At 67.7% G+C, this 22228-nt stretch carries 21 protein-coding genes; 13 read left to right on the top strand and 8 right to left on the bottom strand.

The features are described 5' to 3' along the window. Positions 1-8 precede the first annotated feature (8 nt). The 4 genes from PT015_RS20175 to PT015_RS20190 all read right to left on the bottom strand — a co-directional run bounded on the left by PT015_RS20175 (position 9) and on the right by PT015_RS20190 (position 4360). The gene (locus PT015_RS20175) at positions 9-1469 is read right to left on the bottom strand and encodes an aldehyde dehydrogenase family protein (RefSeq protein WP_285186775.1); all 1461 of its coding nucleotides are present in this window, start codon (positions 1467-1469) and stop codon (positions 9-11) included. A 106-nt stretch (positions 1470-1575) separates the two neighbouring features. Beyond that, entirely contained in the window at positions 1576-2235 is a 660-nt protein-coding gene (locus PT015_RS20180; RefSeq protein ID WP_285186776.1) for an enoyl-CoA hydratase-related protein, read from the bottom strand. A gap of 2 nt (positions 2236-2237) precedes the next feature. Next, complete coding sequence (locus PT015_RS20185) at positions 2238-2855, bottom strand: TetR/AcrR family transcriptional regulator (RefSeq protein ID WP_285186777.1); 618 nt, start codon at positions 2853-2855, stop codon at positions 2238-2240. A 29-nt stretch (positions 2856-2884) separates the two neighbouring features. Continuing rightward, positions 2885-4360, bottom strand: a complete 1476-nt coding sequence (locus PT015_RS20190) for an amino acid permease (RefSeq protein WP_285186778.1) — start codon at positions 4358-4360, stop codon at positions 2885-2887. A 407-nt stretch (positions 4361-4767) separates the two neighbouring features. On the opposite strand from PT015_RS20190, the gene dnaK reads away from it, so the two are divergent. From dnaK to PT015_RS20210, 4 genes are read left to right on the top strand one after another with little or no spacing between them, the layout of a single operon-like run. Beyond that, positions 4768-6621: a molecular chaperone DnaK gene (gene dnaK, locus PT015_RS20195; RefSeq protein ID WP_285186780.1), complete on the top strand. Its 1854-nt coding sequence runs from the start codon at positions 4768-4770 to the stop codon at positions 6619-6621. After that, complete coding sequence (gene grpE, locus PT015_RS20200) at positions 6618-7247, top strand: nucleotide exchange factor GrpE (protein ID WP_313824715.1); 630 nt, start codon at positions 6618-6620, stop codon at positions 7245-7247. The genes dnaK and grpE overlap by 4 nt, the downstream gene beginning before the upstream one ends. A 41-nt stretch (positions 7248-7288) precedes the next feature. Beyond that, entirely contained in the window at positions 7289-8467 is a 1179-nt protein-coding gene (dnaJ, locus tag PT015_RS20205; RefSeq protein ID WP_285186782.1) for a molecular chaperone DnaJ, read from the top strand. Then, positions 8467-8841: a heat shock protein transcriptional repressor HspR gene (locus tag PT015_RS20210; RefSeq protein ID WP_285186784.1), complete on the top strand. Its 375-nt coding sequence runs from the start codon at positions 8467-8469 to the stop codon at positions 8839-8841. The genes dnaJ and PT015_RS20210 overlap by 1 nt, the downstream gene beginning before the upstream one ends. 73 nt (positions 8842-8914) lie before the next feature. On the opposite strand, the gene PT015_RS20215 is transcribed toward PT015_RS20210, so the two are convergent. The 4 genes from PT015_RS20215 to PT015_RS20230 all read right to left on the bottom strand — a co-directional run bounded on the left by PT015_RS20215 (position 8915) and on the right by PT015_RS20230 (position 12144). Continuing rightward, positions 8915-9805 (bottom strand): aldose 1-epimerase, encoded by an 891-nt coding sequence (locus PT015_RS20215; RefSeq protein WP_285186785.1) that lies wholly within the window; start codon positions 9803-9805, stop codon positions 8915-8917. A 24-nt stretch (positions 9806-9829) separates the two neighbouring features. Further along, a complete protein-coding gene (locus PT015_RS20220; RefSeq protein ID WP_285186786.1) occupies positions 9830-10993 on the bottom strand; it encodes an FAD-binding oxidoreductase in 1164 nt (387 codons plus the stop codon). Positions 10994-11026: 33 nt separating this feature from the next. Next, positions 11027-11701 carry a GAP family protein gene (locus PT015_RS20225; protein ID WP_285186787.1) on the bottom strand — a complete coding sequence of 225 codons (675 nt, stop codon included), beginning with the start codon at positions 11699-11701 and terminating at the stop codon, positions 11027-11029. 137 nt (positions 11702-11838) lie between these two features. Continuing rightward, positions 11839-12144, bottom strand: a complete 306-nt coding sequence (locus PT015_RS20230) for a hypothetical protein (protein ID WP_285186788.1) — start codon at positions 12142-12144, stop codon at positions 11839-11841. A 112-nt stretch (positions 12145-12256) separates the two neighbouring features. Between PT015_RS20230 and PT015_RS20235 the strand changes: the two genes are divergently transcribed. The 9 genes from PT015_RS20235 (at position 12257) to PT015_RS20275 (ending at position 22145) form a co-directional block, all read left to right on the top strand. After that, the gene (locus PT015_RS20235; RefSeq protein WP_285186790.1) at positions 12257-13099 is read left to right on the top strand and encodes a DUF6159 family protein; all 843 of its coding nucleotides are present in this window, start codon (positions 12257-12259) and stop codon (positions 13097-13099) included. A gap of 123 nt (positions 13100-13222) precedes the next feature. Then, positions 13223-15769 carry an ATP-dependent chaperone ClpB gene (clpB, locus tag PT015_RS20240; protein WP_285186792.1) on the top strand — a complete coding sequence of 849 codons (2547 nt, stop codon included), beginning with the start codon at positions 13223-13225 and terminating at the stop codon, positions 15767-15769. A 115-nt stretch (positions 15770-15884) separates the two neighbouring features. After that, positions 15885-16733: a trehalose monomycolate transport factor TtfA gene (gene ttfA / locus PT015_RS20245; protein ID WP_285186794.1), complete on the top strand. Its 849-nt coding sequence runs from the start codon at positions 15885-15887 to the stop codon at positions 16731-16733. 86 nt (positions 16734-16819) lie between these two features. Further along, positions 16820-17599: an SDR family NAD(P)-dependent oxidoreductase gene (locus tag PT015_RS20250; protein ID WP_285186795.1), complete on the top strand. Its 780-nt coding sequence runs from the start codon at positions 16820-16822 to the stop codon at positions 17597-17599. After that, complete coding sequence (gene pyrE / locus PT015_RS20255) at positions 17586-18125, top strand: orotate phosphoribosyltransferase (RefSeq protein ID WP_285186797.1); 540 nt, start codon at positions 17586-17588, stop codon at positions 18123-18125. Before PT015_RS20250 ends, pyrE begins: the two co-directional genes overlap by 14 nt. Positions 18126-18148: 23 nt before the next feature. Next, positions 18149-19021: a hypothetical protein gene (locus tag PT015_RS20260; RefSeq protein WP_285191198.1), complete on the top strand. Its 873-nt coding sequence runs from the start codon at positions 18149-18151 to the stop codon at positions 19019-19021. Next, positions 19018-19665 (top strand): TrmH family RNA methyltransferase, encoded by a 648-nt coding sequence (locus tag PT015_RS20265; protein ID WP_285186798.1) that lies wholly within the window; start codon positions 19018-19020, stop codon positions 19663-19665. The genes PT015_RS20260 and PT015_RS20265 overlap by 4 nt, the downstream gene beginning before the upstream one ends. A gap of 16 nt (positions 19666-19681) precedes the next feature. Continuing rightward, entirely contained in the window at positions 19682-20803 is a 1122-nt protein-coding gene (locus tag PT015_RS20270) for a glycoside hydrolase family 76 protein (protein ID WP_285186799.1), read from the top strand. Beyond that, entirely contained in the window at positions 20796-22145 is a 1350-nt protein-coding gene (locus tag PT015_RS20275) for a 3-oxoacid CoA-transferase (RefSeq protein WP_285186801.1), read from the top strand. Before PT015_RS20270 ends, PT015_RS20275 begins: the two co-directional genes overlap by 8 nt. Positions 22146-22228: the final 83 nt, after the last annotated feature.

A 22228-nucleotide genomic window follows, 5' to 3' on the forward strand; every position in this document is an offset into this window, starting at 1 on the left:
AGCCGGCCTTACATCTGCGCCCAGACGATTTTGGTCTGCAGGTAGCCCTCGATGCCGGCTTTGCCGGACTCGTGACCCCAGCCCGACTGCTTGTAACCGCCGAACGGCATCGAATGGTCGTACGGGAAGGCGCAATTGAGCCCGACGGTCCCGGCCTTGAGCCGCTTGGCAAGTCTGTGCGAGCGACCCAGTTCCTTGGTCCACACGGTGGCGGCGAGCCCGTAGGTGCTGTTGTTGGCCAGCGCGACGGCCTCGTCCTCGTCGTCAAATGCGACGATCGTGACGACTGGGCCGAAGATCTCCTCTTGGAACAGCCGGCTGGTGTCCGGGTCGAGGTTGGTGACGACGGTCGGGTGCACGAAGTAGCCCTTGCGGTCGATGCGGTGACCGCCGGTGACGATCTCGGCGCCGTCGGCGCGGCCTTGGTCGAGGTAACCCAGCACACGGGTGAGCTGTTTCTGGCTGATCAGCGGGCCGCTCATCACCCCTTCCTCGTCGGGGGCGCCCATCTTCATGGCGTTGGCCACCACCGTCATGCCCTCGACGACCTGGTCATAGACCCCGCGCTGCACCAGGATTCGTGATCCGCACACACACGCCTGCCCCGAATGGACGAAGGTGCCGAAGGCCGACATCGGGATCGCCTTCTTCAGCTTGGCGTCGTCGAAGATCAGCACCGGCGACTTACCGCCGAGTTCGAGCGTGACCTTGTTGAGGTTGCTGTCGGCGGCGGCGTGCACGATCGCCCGGCCGACCTCCGTCGACCCGGTGAACGCGACCTTCTCGACGTCGGGATGCGCGGTGATCGCCGCGCCAACCGTGTGCCCGTAACCGTTGACCAGGTTCGCCACCCCATCGGGAACGCCCGCCTCGGCCAGCAGACGCATCAAGACGTGCGCCGAAAGTGGGGTCTCCTCAGCGGGTTTCACGACCGAGTTGCACCCCGCCGCCAGCGCGGGCGCCAGCTTGGCGCAGAAGTTGAAGACCGGCCCGTTCCACGGGAAGATCAGGCCGACCACGTCGTAGGGTTCGCGCACGGTGTAGGCGTGCATGTGCGAGTCGACACCGGTCAGTCCGCCGGTACTGACGTCGCGCGCGATGCCGTCGATCTTCGTGCACCAGCCGGCGTAGTAGCGGAACCATTCGGCACCGATCTGCACCTGCATCCTGGCCTGTGCGGGATACATTCCGCCATTGAGCATTTCGAGATCGGCGAGCAGATCGGCGTTTTCGTCTATCAGGTCGGCGACCCGCCAGAGGATCCTGGCGCGCTCGTAATCGGGCTTGCCCGACCAGATTCGGGACTCGGCGCTGGCCTTCGCGCGCGCCACCGCGGCGTCGACGGCGTCGACCCCGCAGTCGGTGAATTCGGAGATCTGCTCCTCGGCGGACGGGTTGAACACCGGGATGACGTCGCCGCTCCCGGGCTGTTCGCGGACCTCGTCGAGCACTGCCTGCACGGTTGCCATGGGTCGTCCCTCCCGCGTCGTTGCGAGCCAGCGGTTCGGCATCTACGAAAATAGAGTGCCGCCTTGCGCCGTACGTTATGCGCCGCACCGCGGGAAGTCCAGGGTGCTAAGACGTGGTGGTCAGCGCCTGTGCCGCGGGGCCGAACATCGTCTGCTTGATGGCGCCCAGGGTGCCCTGGTCTTTGCCGTTGAGCGGGCGCAGCAGGTCGACGGCCGCCTGGGCCACCGCGCCCTCGCCGGCGACGGCGTCGACGATGCCGAAGCGGAGGGCGTCCTCGCCGCCGAAGCGCCGGCCGGTGGTCATCGACGCGACCGCCGCCTGCGGGGTGAGCTTGGCCTGGATCAGCGCGGCCATGCCCGGCGTGAAGGGGATGCGGATGTCGACTTCGGGGAAGCAGAAAAAGCCGCGGTCCGAGCGCATTACGCGGAAGTCGTGTGCGACCGCCAGCATTGCTCCCGCACCGAACGCATGGCCGACGACGGCGGCCGCGGTGGGGATGGGCAGGGTGAGGAACCGAGCCAGCATGCCCTGTACCCGGCCGACGTACCACGTGGTCTGGTCGCCGTGCGCGGTCAGCCAGTCCAGATCCAGGCCGTTGGAGTAGAACTTGGCGCCGCCGGTGGTGACCAACCCCTGTGCGCCAGAGCCGACCACCTCGTCGAGGAGTCCGTCGATCGCGTCGAGAAACTCTGGGGAGAAACGGTTTTCGTCGTCTCCCAGGTCCAGAACGGCGATCTTGTCTTCATGGCTCAGGCTGAGTCCCATGATCAGCTCCCTTTCTTCAGCGGCGGTGGTCCCACGTCGAGGACCGCGTGGACGGCCGCCCGCAGTTGTTCGCGGGCGGTTGGATTGTGTAACCGGTTGCGGCGCAACACGATGGCGGTGGGTAGGTCGACGATGCAGGTGGTGATCGTGTCGACGGCCGGTGCGTCTTTGCGGGCCCACAGCGCGACCGCCAGCCGGATCATCAGGCCGATCAGCAGCCGGTGGGCATCGCGCAGTTCCGCGGCCAGGTCGTCGGGCAGGTCCGAGTCCATCAACTCCTCTCGGGAGACCGCCCACAGCACCGTCGAGGATTCCGGACGGCGCTCGGCGAACACGACGGGCGCATCGGCGGCCGCGACCACGGCGGCCTGCGGCCCCTCGTCCGCCATGGCCCGATCCACCAGAGCGTTCTGCACGTCGAAGAACCGCCGCGCGGCCCGCAGCCATGCGCGTCCCATCAGGCCCGCCCGCGACTGAAACGTGTGGTAGAGCGCACCGTTGGAGACGCCGACGGCCGAGCCGACCGCGCGGATGGTCACCGCACCGGGACCCGACGCGGCGACCAACGACTCGACGGCGTCGAGCACGCGGTCAGGTTCGTGGAGGCGGGGGCGGGGCACCCCGGAACAATAACAGAGCGTCCGCTCTATTACTCCTGGGCCAGCTCCGGGAGGTCCGCGGCGGGCGCACCGAGTTCGGCGGCCGCCGCACGGACGTGGTTGCGGACCAGGAACCAGCCGACGGTCAGCGCCGGCCCGGCGAGGACCAGCGCAACGATGATCCAGCGGCCGTATTCGGCCTGGCACGCCATCAGGACCACCACGCCCGCCAGGAATGCGAGCGTCAGGTAGCCGCTGTACGGCGCGAGCGGCATCTGGAATGACGGCCGAGTTGTGCTGCCCGCCTTCGCCATCCGGTACAGCCGTAGCTGGCACGCCACGATGGTCGCCCAGGCCGCCAGCACGCCGAGCGCGGCGATATTCAGCACGATCTCGAAGGCCTCGCTGGGCTTGATCGCGTTGAGAACGACACCGAGCAGGCCGATCGTGCAGGTCAACAGGATCCCGCCGTAGGGGACGCCGTTCTTCGACATCCGCGCGGTGAACTTCGGTGCGCTGCCGTTGACGGCCATCGACCGCAGGATCCGGCCGGTCGAGTACAGCCCGGCGTTCAGGCTGGAGAACGCGGCGGTCAGCACGACGACGTTCATCAGACTGCCCGCACCGCCGAATCCCACATGCGAGAAGAACGTCACGAACGGACTCTGGTTGCGCTTGTAGTCCGTGTACGGCAGCAGCAGTGCCAGCAGGGCCACGGACCCGACGTAGAAAACCGCGATCCGGAAGACGACCGAGTTGATCGCCCGCGGCATGATCTTTTCCGGCTCTGCCGTCTCGCCGGCCGCGGTTCCCACCAATTCGACTGCGGCGTAAGCGAATACCACCCCCGAAGTGACCAGGACGACGGGCAGCAGGCCGGTCGGGAAGAAGCCGCCATGGTGGGCCCACAGGCTGGGTCCGGTGGTGTGGCCGTCGACCTTGAAGCGTCCGACGAGGAAGATGGTGCCGATCACCAGGAACGTCGTCAGCGCGACCACCTTGATCAACGCGGCCCAGAACTCCAGTTCCCCAAAGGCTTTCACCGAGATCATGTTGATCGAGACGACGACGATCAGTGCGAGCAGCGCGATGGTCCACTGCGGGATCGCACGCAGTGGCGTCCAGTAGTGGAAGTAGTTCGCGATCGCGGTGGAGTCGACGATGCTCGCCATCGCCCAGTTCAGGAAGTACATCCAGCCCGCGACGAAAGCTGCCTTCTCGCCGAAAAACTCGCGGGCGTAGGACACGAAGGAGCCCGCCGACGGACGGCGCAGGACGAGTTCGCCGAGCGCGCGCAGGATCAGGAAGACGAAGCCGCCGCAGATTCCGTAGACCAGGAACAGGCCCGGCCCGGCCGAGGCCAGCCGGCCGCCGGCCCCGAGAAACAGGCCGGTTCCGATGGCCCCGCCGATGGCGATCATCTGAATCTGGCGCGGCCGCAGGTCATGGTGGTAGCCGGCGTCTTCACGGGCGAACGCGGCATTTCCATCTGCGGCGGGTCCGGGCGTGCTGGGCGGCGGAGGCATGGACTTCCTATCGTCGTGGGGCAACACTGCGGCGCCGGGCACGACCGCTTAGGGGCTGATTGGCGAAACTATCCCACGCTGTGATGGCGGCCTCAACCGTTGGGGAACAAACTCTCGGGGTCCGGCATCACGAGTCCCGGACCGGGCGCGGCGAGCAGTTCGTCATCGGCGCCGTGCCCCGGCGACCGCAAATCACGATGCCCGTCTGAGGCTGGATACGCGCTGGTGAGAATTTCTCCCGGACGCCGGGAACAAACTCTGGAGGCGGCCCGTTGAGCCCTAAGACAAACCTGAGTGACATAGGCTCAACCTTGGCTTGACAGCGACTTGCCGTTCGAGGCAATCTTGAGCGCGGTTCACTCAGCAGCGTAGTGCATACGTAGCTCGAATATCAGGGAGGAATCACTATGGCTCGTGCGGTCGGTATCGACCTCGGGACCACCAACTCCGTCGTCGCAGTACTCGAGGGTGGCGACCCGGTCGTCGTCGCAAACTCCGAGGGTGCGCGCACGACTCCGTCCGTCGTCGCGTTCGCGCGCAATGGCGAAGTACTGGTCGGCCAGCCCGCCAAAAACCAGGCGGTGACCAACGTCGATCGCACCATTCGCTCGGTCAAACGCCACATCGGCACCGACTGGTCGGTGGAGATCGACGGAAAGAACTACACGGCACAGGAGATCAGTGCTCGTGTTCTGCAGAAGCTGAAGCGCGATGCAGAAAGCTACCTCGGCGAGGACATCGCGGACGCCGTGATCACCGTGCCCGCCTACTTCAACGACGCTCAGCGTCAGGCGACCAAGGAGGCCGGCCAGATCGCCGGCCTGAACGTGCTCCGGATCGTCAACGAGCCGACCGCGGCCGCTCTGGCCTACGGCCTGGACAAAGGCGAGAACGAGCAGACGATCCTGGTCTTCGACCTCGGTGGTGGCACGTTCGACGTGTCCCTGCTGGAGATCGGCGACGGGGTCGTCGAGGTCCGCGCGACCTCCGGTGACAACCACCTCGGTGGCGACGACTGGGATCAGCGCGTCGTCGACTGGTTGGTCGAGAAGTTCAAGGGCACCAGCGGCATCGACCTGACCAAGGACAAGATGGCGATGCAGCGGCTGCGTGAAGCGGCCGAGAAGGCGAAGATCGAGCTCTCGAGTTCGCAGAGCACCTCGATCAACTTGCCCTACATCACCGTCGACGCGGACAAGAACCCGCTGTTCCTCGACGAGCAGCTGACCCGCGCCGAATTCCAGAAGATCACCCAGGACCTGCTCGACCGCACGCGGCAGCCGTTCCAGTCGGTGATCAAGGACGCCGGTATCGCGGTCTCCGACATCGATCACGTGGTGCTGGTGGGTGGTTCGACCCGGATGCCGGCGGTGTCGGATCTGGTCAAGGAGTTGACCGGCGGCAAGGAACCCAACAAGGGCGTCAACCCCGACGAGGTCGTTGCCGCGGGTGCCGCTTTGCAGGCCGGCGTGCTCAAGGGCGAGGTGAAAGACGTTCTGCTGCTTGATGTCACACCGCTGAGTCTCGGTATCGAGACCAAGGGTGGCGTGATGACCAAGCTGATCGAGCGCAACACCACGATCCCGACCAAGCGCTCGGAGACCTTCACCACGGCCGACGACAATCAGCCGTCGGTGCAGATCCAGGTCTTCCAGGGTGAGCGTGAGATCGCGGCGCACAACAAGCTGCTCGGCTCGTTCGAGTTGACCGGCCTGCCGCCGGCTCCGCGCGGCGTGCCGCAGGTCGAGGTCACCTTCGACATCGACGCCAACGGCATCGTGCACGTCACGGCCAAGGACAAGGGCACCGGCAAGGAGAACACGATCAAGATCCAGGAGGGCTCCGGCCTGTCCCAGGAGGAGATCGACCGGATGATCAAGGACGCCGAGGCGCACGCGGACGAAGACCGCAAGCGTCGCGAAGAGGCGGACGTGCGCAACCAGGCCGAGACGCTGGTCTACCAGACGGAGAAGTTCGTCACCGAACAACGCGGTGCCGAAGGTGGTTCCAAGGTTCCCGAGGACACGCTGAACAAGGTGGACGCCGCGGTGGCCGAAGCCAAGACGGCGTTGGAGGGCACCGACATCGGCGCGATCAAGACCGCGATGGAGAAGCTGGGTCAGGAGTCGCAGGCTCTTGGCCAGGCCATCTACGAGGCCACCCAAGCCGAGCAAGCTGCCGGCGGTGGGGAGCCCGGCGCGGGCGGTGCCGATGACGTTGTCGACGCGGAGGTGGTTGACGACGAGCGGGAGGGCCAGTGAGCGAGGGCAATCCCGAAGAAGAGCCGGTAACCGTCACCGACAAGCGGCGGATCGACCCCGAGACCGGCGAGGTACGTCACTTCGGTTCCGGTGCTGCCCCTTCGGGGGCGGCGCCGGCCGGTGACGGCTCGACCGGCGACGAGAAGGTCGCCGAGTTGACCGCCGATCTGCAACGGGTCCAGGCCGACTACGCGAACTACCGCAAGCGGGCGTTGCGCGACCAGGAGGCCACCGGCGAGCGTGCGAAAGCCGCTGTGGTGAGCCAATTGCTGGGCGTGCTCGACGATCTCGAGCGGGCGCGCAGTCACGGCGATCTGGAGTCGGGGCCGATGAAGTCGGTGGCCGACAAGCTGATCGGTGCGCTGACCGGCCTCGGGCTGACGGCCTTCGGCGCCGAGGGCGACGACTTCGACCCGGCGCTGCACGAAGCCGTTCAGCACGAAGGCGATGGCGGCGAGGGCTCCAAGCCGGTGATCGGCAACGTGATGCGACAGGGTTACACGCTCGGCGAGCAGGTGCTGCGGCACGCGCTCGTCGGGGTGGTCGACACCGTCGCCGGGGACCCGTCAGCCGATAACGACGCGAACGAGGGTGAGCAACACGCAAAATCAGAACCGTCGGAGTGACGGCGGTACAACTCAGGGAAGGTGTGAGGGGGTGACGCAGCATGGCCCAACGCGAGTGGGTCGAAAAGGACTTCTACAAGGAGCTGGGCGTCTCCTCTGACGCCAGCGCCAAAGAGATCAAGACGGCGTACCGCAAGCTGGCCTCGGACCTCCATCCGGACAAGAACCCGGATGGGGCCGAGCGCTTCAAAGCGGTGTCCGAGGCGTACAGCGTCTTGTCCGACGACGCCAAGCGCAAGGAGTACGACGAGACCCGACGACTGTTCGCCGGCGGTGGTTTCGGTCGCCGCTTCAACGGCGGTGGCGGTGGCGGAGGCGATTTCACCGGTGGCTTCGGCGGCGACGGCGCTGAGTTCAACCTCAACGACCTGTTCGATGCGGCCGGCCGCAGTGGCGGCAACAACATCGGTGATTTGTTCGGTGGTCTGTTCGGTCGCGGTGCTCAGCCGCGGCCCAGCCGGCCCCGGCGCGGCAACGACCTGGAGACCGAAACCGAACTCGACTTCCTGGAGGCCACCAAGGGCGTGGCCATGCCGCTGCGGCTGACCAGTCCGGCGCCGTGCACCAACTGCCACGGCAGCGGCGCCCGGCCGGGTACCAGCCCGAAGGTCTGCTCGACGTGCAACGGCTCGGGCGTAATCAATCGCAACCAAGGCGCTTTCGGCTTTTCCGAGCCGTGCACCGACTGCCGCGGTACGGGGTCGATCATCGAGAACCCCTGCGACGAGTGCAAGGGAACCGGGGTCACCACCCGCACCCGGACCATCAACGTCCGCATCCCACCGGGCGTGGAGGACGGCCAGCGGATCCGCCTTGCCGGGCAGGGCGAGGCCGGCCTGCGGGGAGCCCCGTCGGGCGACCTGTATGTCACCGTGCACGTGCGGCCCGACAAGGTTTTCGCCCGTGACGGCGACGACCTGACGGTCACCGTACCGGTCAGCTTCAGCGAATTGGCTTTAGGAACAACGCTTTCCGTTCCTACTCTGGACGGCAAGGTCGGTGTCCGGGTGCCCAAGGGTACGACGGACGGCCGGATTCTGCGGGTCCGCGGCCGCGGTGTGCCCAAGCGGTCCGGCGGTCAGGGCGACCTGCTGGTCACCGTGAAAGTCGCTGTGCCGCCGAACCTGGAAGGTGCGGCCAAGGAGGCGCTCGAGGCCTACGCGGTCGCCGAGCGGTCCAGTGGCTTCGATCCTCGTGCCGAATGGGCGGGTAACCGCTGATGGCCAAGAAGGACGACGCGGCCCGGACGTTTCTGATCTCGGTCGCCGCCGAGCTGGCCGGTATGCATGCGCAGACGCTGCGCACCTACGACCGGCTCGGTCTGGTGAGTCCCAGCCGCAGTTCCGGTGGGGGACGGCGCTATTCGCAGCATGACGTGGACCTGCTCCGCGAGGTGCAACGGCTGTCCCAGGACGAGGGCGTCAATCTGGCTGGGATCAAAAGGATTATCGAGCTGACGAATCAGGTCGAGGCGCTGCAGTCGCGGCTGCAGGAGATGGCCGCCGAGATCGAGGTATTGTCGCGCAACCAGCGGCGCGACATCGCGGTCGTCCCGAAGAGCACCGCTGTGGTGGTCTGGAAGCCGCGCCGCTGAGTTCTTGCGCGAAACCGAAGCCAGGGCTGCGATTGTCCCGAATTCGCAGCCCTGGCTTCTGTTTCGGTGAGGCCTACACCCGAATCGAGAACTGCGCGACGCCCCAGTCGCCGGGCTGCGCGGAGCGGTAGCCGCCGGACCGCAGCGCGTCGGCGACCGCGGTCATCGGCTCGAAGCACACGACGTCCTCGCCGGGTGGCGCGAAGATCTGCGCTGCGGGGTAACCCTCTTCGAAGTGGACCTCGATGCGCCGGCCACCACCGGACACCGCGAACGCCGAGCCGTCGGCAACCTGGTCGTAACCATCATCAAAAGTCCTGTCGCCCAACGGTTCACTGATCGCCGGCTGGACAATCGCATCGCCGGTCGGCAGCCCCTTGTCGTCGAGCGTCAGGTGGCGCATCGCCGGGGTCTCGATCAGCCACTGATCGCGTGGCACGCCGGGCAGTTGCAGGTAGGGGTGGAAGCCGAAGCACAATGGAACGGCCTGTTCACCGGTCGGTGTCACCGAGACGCGTAGCCGCAGCGTCCGGTCGACGAGCGTGATGGTCAGCGACAGCCGGTGCGGAAAAGGAAAGCTGGCCAGCAATTCGTCGTCGGTGGTGAAGTCGACCCCGGCGGCGAGTTCGTGCTCGGACTCGTGGGTCACCCGCCAGTTGGAAAACGCAGCGAGGACGCCATGGATCGGTAGCCCGTTGGGATCGGTGCGCACCCCGTACTCGCCGTCGGTCAGTGTGACCGTCGTGCCCTCGGCTTCATAGGTGTTGGCGCCCAGCCGATTTGCCCATGGGTACAGGATTGGGATGCCCATTGTCTTCCCGTTGGCGACGTAGGCATCCAATCCGCGGCGCTGCCCGAGCAGTTCGACGCCGTCGTCGGTCAGCGAGATGCCGATCATGCCGGCCTCCGGCACGAATTGGGCCTCGACCGAGGATGACGGGTCGCTCAGCGTGACGATATGCACGTAACCGACACTATGCGAAGGCGGCTAGCGGGACAGCGGGTCGTGCTGAATGCGGTCGGGTGGCGCACCCTTGGCGATCAGCGCATCCCTGGTCGCGCGGACCATGTCCGGGCCGCCGCTGATCAGGATCTGCCGATCACCCCAGTTGCCGTAGCGGGTGACGACGTCCAGCAGCTTTCCGGTCTGGCGTACGTGCAGACCGCGCGGCGGCGTGACGTCGGGATAGTCGGCCGCCCACGCCGGGTCACCGGCGAACTCGGATACCGGTGTCACCGACAGCCACGGGTTGCTCGACGCGATCTGCCACAGCGTCGGCAGGTCGTAGAGCTCGCACGGGTAGCGGCCACCGAAGAACATGTGCACGCGCGGGTTCTCGCCCCAGCGCGCGAGGTCCATGACGAGCGCACGCAGCGGCGCGAGCCCGGTGCTGCCCGCCACCATCAGCACGTCCTCACCGTCGCGGTCGACCTGCAGGGCGCCGTGCGGACTGGACAACCGCCAGCGGTCGCCGGCCCGTGTCTCGTTGACGATCGCGTTGCTGACCAACCCGCCCGACACCGCCCGGACGTGGAACTCGACCGCGCCGGTATCATCCGGCGGGATGGCCGGTGTCAGGTACCGCCAGCGCCGCGGGCATTGCGGCACAGCAACATTCACGTATTGCCCGGCGTGGTACGGCATCGGGTTGTCCAGCTGCAGCCGGACCACGGCCAGGTCGCGGGAGACCCGGACCTGCTCGACGACGGTGCCGTCCCACCAGGCCGGGCCCTGCTCGGCGTCGGCGGCCCCGCTCATCACCCCGGCGAACAGGTTCAGCGACTGCTGGGCGGCGGTGTCGACGGCGTCGGTCCACGAGTCGGTGAGCGTCTCGCGCAGCGTTGCGTACAGCGCCTGTCCGAGTGTTTGGTAATGCTCGGCCACGACGCCGTACTTGCGATGGTCGCGGCCGAGTTGGGCGAGAAACGCGACCGGTTCCTCGGAGCGTTGGGCGATCAATTCGCCGTACAGCCATTTCAGCGCCTGCGCGAAGGCTGCCCGCTGGGCGCCCATGTCCGGCGGGAACAGGTCGCGCGGGGAGACGTCGAAGGCGAACCAGCGGGTATAGAACCGGCCGATGAGCCCGTTGCGGTCGTCCGGGTCGATCGCGGCGTGCAGCACCGCCAGCGCGTCCCGGTCGTTGAGGCTCACGGCCGCCGATCTTATGCCTGACCGGGCGGGACCTCAGCTGAGTGCGGTCACGCCGTGGTAGAGCACCATCCCGCCGATCAGGACGAGAACCGCGGCGAGCATGGCGGCGTTGTTGCGCTCCATCCACTCCTTGAGCCGCGCCATCGGATCGTCGAGGCGGTTGCCGGCGGCCGCGTAGGCGAGGACGGGGATTGCGACGGTCGACGCGGCGACCGCGATGTAGATCGCTCCCGTCACCAATTCGCCCGTGCGGCCGAGCTTTCCGCTGCCGATGGCCAGCCCGGCCAGCGCGCACATTGTCAGCACCTCGATTCGGACCACCGTCAGCACCGCACCGAAGACCGCGGCCCGCGGGGGCGTGAGCGTCTCGAACGATCGCATCCACTTCGGCGACTCGGAGTGGCCCCCGCGGTGCAGCCAGCGGTAGATGCCGAACGCGATCAGCGCCAGTCCCAGCACCACGCGCGTCCACGAGGCCCAGAGCGGCGGCTTGTCGTGCAGGCCGGTCAGGGCGTCAGACGACGCGATGAACCCGGCGGTCAACGCGATCAGGCCGACGAGCCAGCCGGCGAGGAACGCGAGACCGGTCGGCCGCGGCCGTGGCGTCTGCAGCACCAGCACCGCGGGGATCACCGACAACGGCGAGATCGACACCACGAGCGCCAGCGGAACCAGCGTGCTCAGCAGGGAAACCCAACTTGCGGTCACGCGCAGCATCTTCGCATCGAGCGGTCGATCGTGCGGGGCGAACCACCGCGTGACGACGAGTCCCAGCGGCACGCGCGGACCATGATGGGCAAGGGCTGGGTGCGCATCGCCGGCCAGCTCGGCGCGATGCTCGACGACTAGCGCTTTCGCTGGAGAGTCCAGGCCGGCACCCAGTGCGTCACGGTCTTGCGCTTGGACCCGTAGGCGATCGGATACGTCACCAACCCCCACCAGTCGCCCTGCTCGCAGATGCCCCAGCAGGTCAGCCGACCCTCGACGACCTTGTGCAGTTGCAGCCCGTTGGCCTGGTAGCGCCCGGTGCGGTGCGGCTCGCGGGGAAACAGCACGGTCAGGTCGATCAGCACGGTGACCGGCGGGCGCACCACCCGGAACGGATTGCGCAGCGGCTGCCCGTTGTATCCGATCGAGGCCAGGTCTCCCACTGTTCGATCATACGTTCGAATGAGCGGGCTGGAGGATGATCCGATCGCTCTCCGATCGCCGCTGCTGAGGCCTAGGATCGGCGCTCACGGGGGCACGTCGGAGGTGCATTCGATGGGCAGATTCTCGCGCGGTTGGGCGCTCACCCGGCGGAGCTGGGACGTGCTGCGGGGCGACGCGTCGCTGGCGGTCTTTCCAATCCTGTCGACGATCTTCGCCGCCCTGGCGATGGTGTCGATCTGGGCGCCGACGCTGATCAGCCGCGGTGTCTTCGACCATCAGACGGTCGAGCGCAACGACCCCGTCATCTATGCCGCCGGCATCGCCTCGGCATACGCGTCGACCTTCGTCGCGCTGTTCTTCAACGTGGCGCTGGCCGCGTGTGCGGCCCGCTCGATGCGCGGCGAGGACACCAGGGTTCGCGACGGGCTGGCGGCGGCCGCCCGCCGGATCGGCCCGATCCTGGGCTGGACGCTGGTGGCGACGACGTTCGGCCTGCTGCTGCGGGCGTTCGAGAACCGGGTGCCGCTGCTGGGCAAGATCGTGGCCGGAATCGCCGGTGCCGCATGGGGAATCGCGACGTTCTTTGTCGTGCCGGTGATCGCCCTCGAGGGCACCGGACCGCTGACATCGCTGCGACACTCGGCCGCGATCATCAGGGCGCGTTGGGGCGAGGGCGCGACGGGCGCGGCGACGATCGGCTTGGTGACGGTCGGCTTCAGTCTCTTTCTCGGGACGGTGTCGGTGTTCGCGGTGATGTTCCTGCTGATGGGTGGGCAGGCGCTGGCGGGCTGGATCGTGCTGGCGGTCGCGGCCCTGTTGATGTTCGCCGCCGCGGTCGTTTCGGCGACGCTGAGCCAGATCTTCCGCGTCGCGGTCTATGAGTTCGCGCTGAACGGGCAGACGCCCGGCGGGTTCGACGGCCCGCAGTTGCAGGCGGCGTTCCGGCCGGCGTGAGTGGAGTCGGGTAAAAATAGTTAGAGTTGAGCGGAACAGACTCAACCTTGACGGCGTTGAACAACGCGACAAGCATTTTTATCGGGCCGCTGTCGGCCCTCTCACACTCTGAACGGAGGTGTCGTGGACTCTTTCAACCCGACAACCAAGACGCAGGCGGTGCTGACGTCGGCGCTGCAGGCGGCGACCGCCGCCGGCAACCCCGAGATCAAGCCGGCCCACCTGCTGCTTGCGCTGCTCACGCAGAACGACGGGATCGCCGCGCCGCTGCTGGAAGCTGTCGGCGTCGAGCCCGCCACAATCCGCGCCGAAGCGCAGCGCATCCTGGACCGGCTGCCGCAGGCGACCGGGTCCAACTCGCAACCGCAGCTGTCCCGCGAGTCGATCCAGGCCATCACGACCGCGCAGAACCTAGCCACCGAGATGGACGACGAGTACGTCTCCACCGAGCACCTGCTCGTCGGCCTGGCCACCGGTGACTCCGAGGTCGCCAAGCTGCTGACCGGGCACGGCGCCTCGCCGCAGGCCCTGCGCGATGCGTTCACCCACGTGCGCGGCAGCGCTCGCGTCACCAGCCCCGACCCCGAGGGCACGTACCAGGCGCTGGAGAAGTACTCCACCGACCTGACCGCCCGTGCGCGGGAAGGCAAGCTCGACCCGGTTATCGGGCGGGACAACGAGATTCGTCGTGTCGTCCAGGTGCTGAGCCGGCGTACCAAGAACAACCCGGTGCTGATCGGTGAGCCCGGTGTCGGCAAGACCGCGATCGTCGAGGGCCTGGCGCAGCGCGTCATCGAAGGCGACGTGCCGGAGAGCCTGCGCGACAAAACCGTCATCAGCCTGGACCTCGGCTCGATGGTGGCCGGCGCGAAGTACCGGGGCGAATTCGAGGAGCGGCTCAAGGCCGTTCTCGACGACATCAAGAACTCTACGGGTCAGATCATCACCTTCATCGACGAGCTGCACACGATCGTCGGCGCCGGCGCGACCGGCGAATCGGCGATGGATGCCGGCAACATGATCAAGCCGATGCTGGCACGCGGCGAGCTGCGGCTGGTCGGCGCCACCACGCTCGACGAGTACCGCAAGTACATCGAGAAGGACGCCGCGCTGGAGCGCCGCTTCCAGCAGGTGTTCGTCGGCGAGCCGTCGGTTGAAGACACCGTCGGCATCCTGCGCGGGCTCAAGGACCGCTACGAGGTGCACCACGGTGTACGCATCACCGACTCCGCGCTGGTGTCGGCGGCGTCGCTGTCCGACCGCTACATCACCGCGCGCTTCCTGCCCGACAAGGCCATCGACCTGGTCGACGAGGCCGCGTCGCGGCTGCGGATGGAGATCGACTCCCGGCCCGTCGAGATCGACGAGGTCGAGCGCCTGGTCCGCCGGCTCGAGATCGAAGAGGTCGCGCTGGGCAAGGAGGAGGACGACGCATCGCGCGACCGCCTCGAGAAGCTCCGTGCCGAGCTGGCCGACCACAAAGAGAAGCTGGCCGAGCTGACCGCGAAGTGGCAGAACGAGAAGAGCGCCATCGATGTGGTCCGCGAACTCAAGGAGCAGCTGGAGACGCTGCGTGGCGAATCCGACCGCGCCGAGCGCGACGGCGACCTGGCCAAGGCCGCGGAGCTGCGGTACGGCCGCATCCCGGAGGTCGAGAAGAAGCTCGACGCCGCGGTCCCACAGGCTGAAGCCCGCGAGAATGTGATGCTCAAGGAGGAGGTCGGCCCAGACGACATCGCCGACGTGGTGTCGGCGTGGACCGGCATCCCGGCCGGCCGGCTGCTGGAGGGCGAGACCGCCAAGCTGCTGCGGATGGAAGACGAGCTGGGCAGGCGCGTTGTGGGACAACGGAAGGCGGTGGCTGCCGTTTCCGATGCGGTCCGCCGGACCCGGGCCGGGGTCGCCGACCCCGACCGGCCGACCGGTTCGTTCCTGTTCCTCGGGCCGACCGGTGTCGGCAAGACCGAGCTGGCCAAGGCGCTGGCCGACTTCCTGTTCGACGACGAACGGGCGATGGTCCGCATCGACATGAGCGAGTACGGCGAGAAGCACTCGGTGGCCCGCCTGGTCGGCGCGCCTCCCGGCTACGTGGGTTACGACCAGGGCGGTCAGCTGACCGAGGCGGTCCGCCGCCGGCCCTACACCGTCGTGCTGTTCGACGAGGTCGAGAAGGCCCACCCGGACGTGTTCGACGTGCTGCTGCAGGTCCTCGACGAGGGCCGGCTCACCGACGGGCAGGGCCGCACCGTCGACTTCCGCAACACGATCCTGATCCTGACGTCCAACCTCGGGTCAGGTGGTACCGAGGAGCAGGTGATGGCCGCGGTGCGCTCGGCGTTCAAACCGGAGTTCATCAACCGTCTCGACGACGTGCTGATCTTCGACGGTCTCAACCCCGAAGAGCTGGTGCGGATCGTCGACATCCAGCTCGAGCAGCTGGCCAAGCGGTTGGCGCAGCGACGCCTCCAGCTCGAGGTGTCGCTGCCGGCCAAGCAGTGGCTCTCCCAGCGCGGGTTCGACCCCGTCTACGGCGCCCGCCCGCTACGGCGGCTGGTGCAGCAAGCCATCGGTGACCAGCTGGCCAAGATGCTGCTGGCGGGTGACGTGCACGACGGCGACGTGGTGCCGGTCAACGTCAGCGCCGACGGCGACTCGTTGGTGCTGGGCTGATGGGCTACCGGGTCGGTGTGGCGTGCTGCTACGCCGACTCGGTAGCAAACATTAATTCTGTTGTGACCTGCTCGCATTCCCGGTCCCGGGCTAACAGCGGTTAGGCTACGTGGCGATGGTTCCGCTTTGGTTTACGCTCTCCGCGCTGTGCTTCGTCGGTGCGGCGGTGTTGCTGTACGTCGACATCGACCGCCGCCGGGGACGAGGACGGCGCCGTAAGTCGTGGGCTCGTTCGCACGGATTCGACTACGAGCCGGAATCCACTGAGATCCTCAAGCGGTGGAAGCGCGGCGTGATGTCGACCGTCGGCAGCAACATCCCGGCCCGCAACGTCGTCCTCGGCCAGATCCGCGGCGAGGCCGTCTTCATCTTCGACCTCGAAGAGGTCGCGACCGTGATCGCGCTGCACCGCAAGGTCGGCACCAACGTCGTGGTCGACGTCCGGCTCAAGGGACTGAAAGAGCCTCGCGAGAACGACATTTGGCTGCTCGGCGCGATCGGGCCGCGGATGGTGTACTCCACCAACCTCGACGCCGCCCGGCGCGCTTGCGATCGCCGCATGGTCACCTTCGCGCACACCGCGCCCGACTGCGCCGAGATCATGTGGAACGAGCAGAACTGGACGCTGGTCAGCATGCCGATCGGCAGCACCCGCGCCCAGTGGGACGAGGGTCTGCGCACGGTCCGCCAGTTCAACGACCTGCTGCGGGTGCTGCCCCCGGTGCCGCAGTCGGGCTCCGGCGCATCGCAGGCGCCCAGTCGCCGCAAGGCGGCGCCGAGCCGTCCGCTCGCCCCGGCGCCCGCCGGTCGCGCCGAGACGCCGCAGCGCCAGCCCGAAACATCCGCCCGTGAGGGTGGGGCCTCGACGCGAGCCACTGCGACCCCGCCGCCCGCGCGGCAAGAGCCGAGCCGCCGCCCGCCGACCGGGCGCAATGGTCACCAGGCGTCGCACCACCAGCGCTGAATTCACATCCGCCACACCGGCCTCCGGCCGCGGCGGGTACCGATGTGCCCGCCTCTGAGCGAATTCGCGCTCAGTACACTGGCGCCGTGCCTCGCCCCGTCGCCCTGATCACCGGGCCCACATCCGGAATCGGCGAGGGATTCGCGCGGCGCTACGCGGCCGACGGCTACGACCTGGTGCTGGTGTCCCGCGATGTCAGCCGCCTCGAAGCGCTGGCCGCGGAGCTGTCCTCCGAGGGCGGCCGCAAGGTCGAGGTGCTGCCCGCCGATCTCGCCGACTCCGCCGGTCGCGACAAGGTGGCCGACCGCTTGGCCGCCGGCGGCGTCGATGCCCTGGTCAACAACGCCGGCTTCGGCACCTCCGGCGAATTCTGGACCGCCGACCCCGCCCTGCTGCAGCGCCAACTCGACGTCAATGTCACCGCGGTGGTCCAGCTGACTCGCGCCGCGTTGCCGGCGATGATCGACAAGGGCGCCGGTACCGTCATCAACGTCGCGAGCGTGGCAGGCCTGCTGTCGGGTCGCGGCTCGACCTACTCGGCGTCCAAGGCCTACGTGGTGTCGTTCACCGAAGGCCTGGCCGCCGGGCTGCGCGGCACCGGCGTCAGCATCCACGTGCTGTGCCCGGGCTACGTGCACACCGAATTCCACGACCGCGCGGGCATCGACATGGCATCGCTGCCGTCGTTCATGTGGCTCGAGGTCGACGACGTGGTTCGAACCACCTTCGCCGACGTCGCCCGCGGCACCGTGTTGATCATTCCCGGGCTGCAGTACAAGGCGATCACCAGCGTCACCCGGATGGTGCCGCGACCGGTGTCACGCGCCTTCACGAGCGTTTTCGGGCGGGGCCGTGGCCGGACCTGACAAGACCGAATTAGCCGATCTGGTACGGCAATTGGCCGTCGTGCACGGCCGGGTCACCCTGTCGTCCGGCAAGGAGGCCGACTACTACGTCGACCTGCGCCGAGCCACCCTGCACCACCGGGCCGCCCCGCTGATCGGTCGCCTGGTCCGCGAGCTCACCGCCGACTGGGACTACGCCGCCGTCGGCGGCCTCACGCTGGGTGCCGACCCGGTGGCGACCGCCGTCATGCACGCGCCCGGGCGGCCGATCGATACCTTCGTCGTGCGTAAATCGGTGAAAACCCATGGCATGCAACGCCTTATCGAAGGGCCCGACATCGCCGGTAAGCGCGTGCTGGTGGTCGAGGACACCAGCACCACCGGCGGCTCCGCGCTGACCGCGGTGCGCGCGGTGCTGGAGGCCGGTGCCGAGGTCGCGGGCGTCGCGACCGTGGTCGACCGCGCCACCGGTGCGGCCGAAGCCATTGAGGCCGAGGGCTTTCCGTACCGCAGCGTGCTTGGTCTGGCGGACCTCGGGCTGAGTTAGTCGCCGTGCGCACTGTCCTCGCGATGATCGCGGCGTTGTTGTTGCTGTGCGGTTGCTCGAATTCGTCCGCACAGCAACGGGTTTACGGCGCCGGGACCGCGCGGATCGGCGAATCGCAGGCGGTCCTGGGTTGGAACACCTCGATCTCGAACCTGCGCTGGCAAGACGACTACGTGCTCGTCGACGTCGACGCGGCTCCCGCCGACCCGGCCAAGCCGCATGCGGACGCGCGCGACATCCGATTCGGGCTGTACGGCGCCCTGGCGCACCCATTGGAGGCCGTCGGCATCGGCAGCTGTGACGGCGTGAAAAACGTTGTCATTCAATCGCTTTTCGCACCCGGCGGCAATCGCCTCACCGGAACGGCCTGTCTCGGCCCGATGAAGGAACGCGCCGCCGTTCGCGGGGTCTACCTGTATTCGCCCCGCGACCGCATCCCCGACACCGCGGCCGCCTACGCGGCGGCGTTCCCGGTCGGGGTCCTGCCGACCAAGGAGAGTGACACCGGGTTGGTGGTCCGGACAACCAGCGCCGCGGCGTGGCGGACCGACGGCACGCAGCTCAGTCAGCAGTCGCTCGGCGACCCGGCGGCGTTCACCGGCACCGGCTACATGCTGCTCGGGTTGGAGGCCAGCACGATCGCCGCCAAGTACCGCGACGACTCCGCGGCTCGCGGCGGTCCGATGATGCTGGTGGTCGCGCCGACGCTGCCGCCGCCCGGCCTGAACCCGGCCTGCGCGGCCTACGGGTCGTCGGTGCTGGTCCTGCCCGAGGCCTCGTTGGACGCGGTGCGGGTCAATGCGTCGCTGTGCACGCAGGGCGACCTCAATGACGCCCTGCTGTATGCCACGGTGTCGATCGTCGGCACCCACGCCGCGGTGTGGACGCTCAAGTGACCGACCTGCCGGGCCCGACGGAGTGGAGCGTTCCCGCGGCCGGCGTCGGACCGTGGGAAGGTTCGCTCCCCGACGACCCGCGCTACGACCCGGATTTGTTGCGCGACGGCGACACCCGCAACGTTGTCGACGCGTACCGCTACTGGACGCGCGAGGCGATCGTCGCCGACATCGACACTCGCCGGCACCCGCTGCACGTCGCGATCGAGAATTTCGGCCAGGACGCCAATATCGGCGGCGTGGTGCGCGCGGCCAACGCCTTCGCCGTCGACACCGTCCACATCGTCGGCCGCCGCCGGTGGAACCGCCGCGGCGCCATGGTCACCGACCGCTACCAGCGGCTGCGGCACCACGACGACACCGGCGCGTTACTGGACTTCGCCGCGGACGCCGGCCTGACGGTGGTCGCCGTCGACATCGTGCCGGGTGCCGCGCGCCTGGAGCAGACGGCGCTGCCACGCGACTGCCTGCTGCTGTTCGGTTCGGAAGGCCCCGGCATCAGCGCCGACGCGCGCGACGGCGCCGCGCTGACGGTGTCGATCGCGCAGTTCGGGTCGACACGCAGCATCAACGTCGGCGTCGCCGCCGGCATTGCGATGCACACCTGGATCAGCCAACACGCCGACCTTGGCCTGGCCTGGTAGGGCAGGATCTGCAGTCATGGATCAGGTATGGGTCAACCGGGCGGTCAGCGCGGAGGCCGCTGTCGCTGGTCGGCATCTGAAAAAGCTGTGGGCGTTACCCGGCACCCAACTCGGCGTGGTGGCGTGGCCGCCGGCCCGGCGCGACAAGTGGTTCGGCGGTTGGCACTACTGGTGGCAGGCGCATCTGTTGGACTGCCTGGTCGACGCGGAGTTGCGCGACCCGCAGCCCGATCGCCGCGTCAAGATCGCCCGGCAGATTCGCGGACATCGCCTGCGTAACAACGGATCCTGGGTCAACAAGTACTACGACGACATGGCCTGGCTGGCACTGGCTCTGGAACGAGCGGCGCGAATCGCGGGCGTGGACCGAGAGCGCGGCCTGCGCAAGCTGAACGAACAACTCGTCAACTCCTGGGTGCCCGAGGACGGCGGGGGCATCCCGTGGCGCAAGCAGGACCAGTTCTTCAACGCCCCGGCCAACGGCCCGGCCGGCATCTTCCTGGCCCGCTACGGCGACCGGTTGCGCCGGGCCCAGCAGATGGCGGACTGGATCGACGAGACCCTGATCGACCCGGAGAGCCACCTGGTGTTCGACGGCATCAAGGCCGGCTCGCTGGTGCGGGCGCAGTACACCTACTGCCAGGGCGTGGTGCTCGGCCTGGAAACCGAGTTGGCCACCCGGACCCAGGACGACCGGCACGCGCCGCGCGTGCATCGCCTGGTCGCCGCTGTCGCCGAGCACATGGCCCCGGACGGCGTACTGCGTGGATCCGGCGGGGGAGACGGCGGCCTGTTCGCTGGCATCACCGCCCGCTACCTGGCGTTCGTCGCCACCACGTTGCCGGGCGATTCGGTCGATGACGCCACAGCCCGCGACACCGCCCGCCGCATCGTGCTGACGTCGGCACAGGCGGCCTGGGACAACCGCCAAACCGTGGACGGGCTACCGCTATTCGGCCCGTCGTGGGACGAGACCGCAGAGCTTCCGGCGGTGGGCGGGCAGAGGGCGCAGTTCGTCGGTGGCGCGGTGACTGCCTCGGAGGTTCCCGAACGTGACCTGTCCGTGCAGTTGTCCGGCTGGACGTTGATGGAGGCCGCCCACGCTGTGGCAGCTTACGAAGGGATGAGCAATGAGTAAGGTCCACGCCGACGCCGTCTCGGCCTGGGATGGTCTGCTGAAGGACGGAATCACTATCGCCGCAGGCGGTTTCGGCCTGTGTGGTATTCCGGAGAACCTGATCCAGGCGCTGGTCGACAGCGGCATCAAGAATCTCACCATCGTCGGAAACAACGCCGGGGTGGACGATTTCGGCATGGGCCTGCTGCTCAAAGCGCGTCAAGTGGACAAGGTGATCGCCTCCTACGTGGGCGAGAACAAGGAATTCGAGCGCCAGGTGCTGGCCGGTGAACTCGACCTGGTGCTGACGCCGCAGGGGACGCTCGCCGAGAAGCTGCGCGCCGGCGGTGCCGGCATCCCCGGCTTCTACACCCGCACCGCGTTCGGCACCAACCTCGCCGAGGGCAAGGACACCCGCGTCTTCAACGGCACGGAATACGTTCTGGAAGAAGGCATTACGGCCGACGTCGCGATCGTCAAGGCGTGGAAGGGCGATAAGTCCGGCAACCTGATCTATCGCAAGACCGCCCGCAACTTCAACCCGATGATTGCCACCTGTGGCGCGGTGACCCTGGCCGAGGTCGAAGAACTCGTCGAGATCGGCGAGTTGGATCCCGACCAGATCCACACCCCGGGCATCTACGTCGACCGGATCATCCAAGGCCCCGCCTACGAGAAGCGGATCGAGTTCCGCACCACCACCGGCGGCGCCGCGGTCAAGAAGGACAGCCCGATTCGCGAAGTGATGGCCCAGCGCGCCGCCAAGGAACTGCGCGACGGCTACTACGTCAACCTCGGCATCGGCATTCCGACGTTGGTGGCCAACTACATTCCCGACGACATCAAGGTCACGCTGCAATCCGAGAACGGCCTGCTGGGTATCGGCGCCTACCCGACCGAAGACCACGTCGACCCCGACCTGGTCAACGCAGGCAAGCAGACCGTCACCAGCCTGCCCGGGTCGAGCTTCTTCAGCAGCGCCGACTCGTTCGCGATGATCCGCGGCGGCCACATCGACCTGTCCATCCTGGGCGGCCTCGAGGTGGCCGAGAACGGCGACCTGGCCAACTGGATGGTGCCCGGGAAAATGGTCAAAGGGCCCGGTGGCGCAATGGATTTGGTGTCCGGCGTCAAGCGGGTGATCGTCGTGATGGACCACACCGCCAAGGACGGCAGCCCGAAGATCCTCAAGCAGTGCTCGCTGCCGGTCACCGGCAAGGCCGTGGTCGACATGATCATCACCGACCTGTGCGTCTTCGACCTCGACCCCGAGCGCGGCCTCACGCTGATCGAACTGCACCCCGGCGTCACCGTCGCCGACGTCCGCGCCAAGACCGGTTGCGATTTCGCGGTCGCCGTCTGACCGAACGGTTTGACTCTGCGCTGACGGCGACGCCCACTCGCGCTTTTCCGCCATGGCCGCAGAGTCGATCTAGCTCATGCCGT

Source organism: Candidatus Mycobacterium wuenschmannii, assembly GCF_030252325.1.
GTDB lineage: Bacteria > Actinomycetota > Actinomycetes > Mycobacteriales > Mycobacteriaceae > Mycobacterium > Mycobacterium wuenschmannii.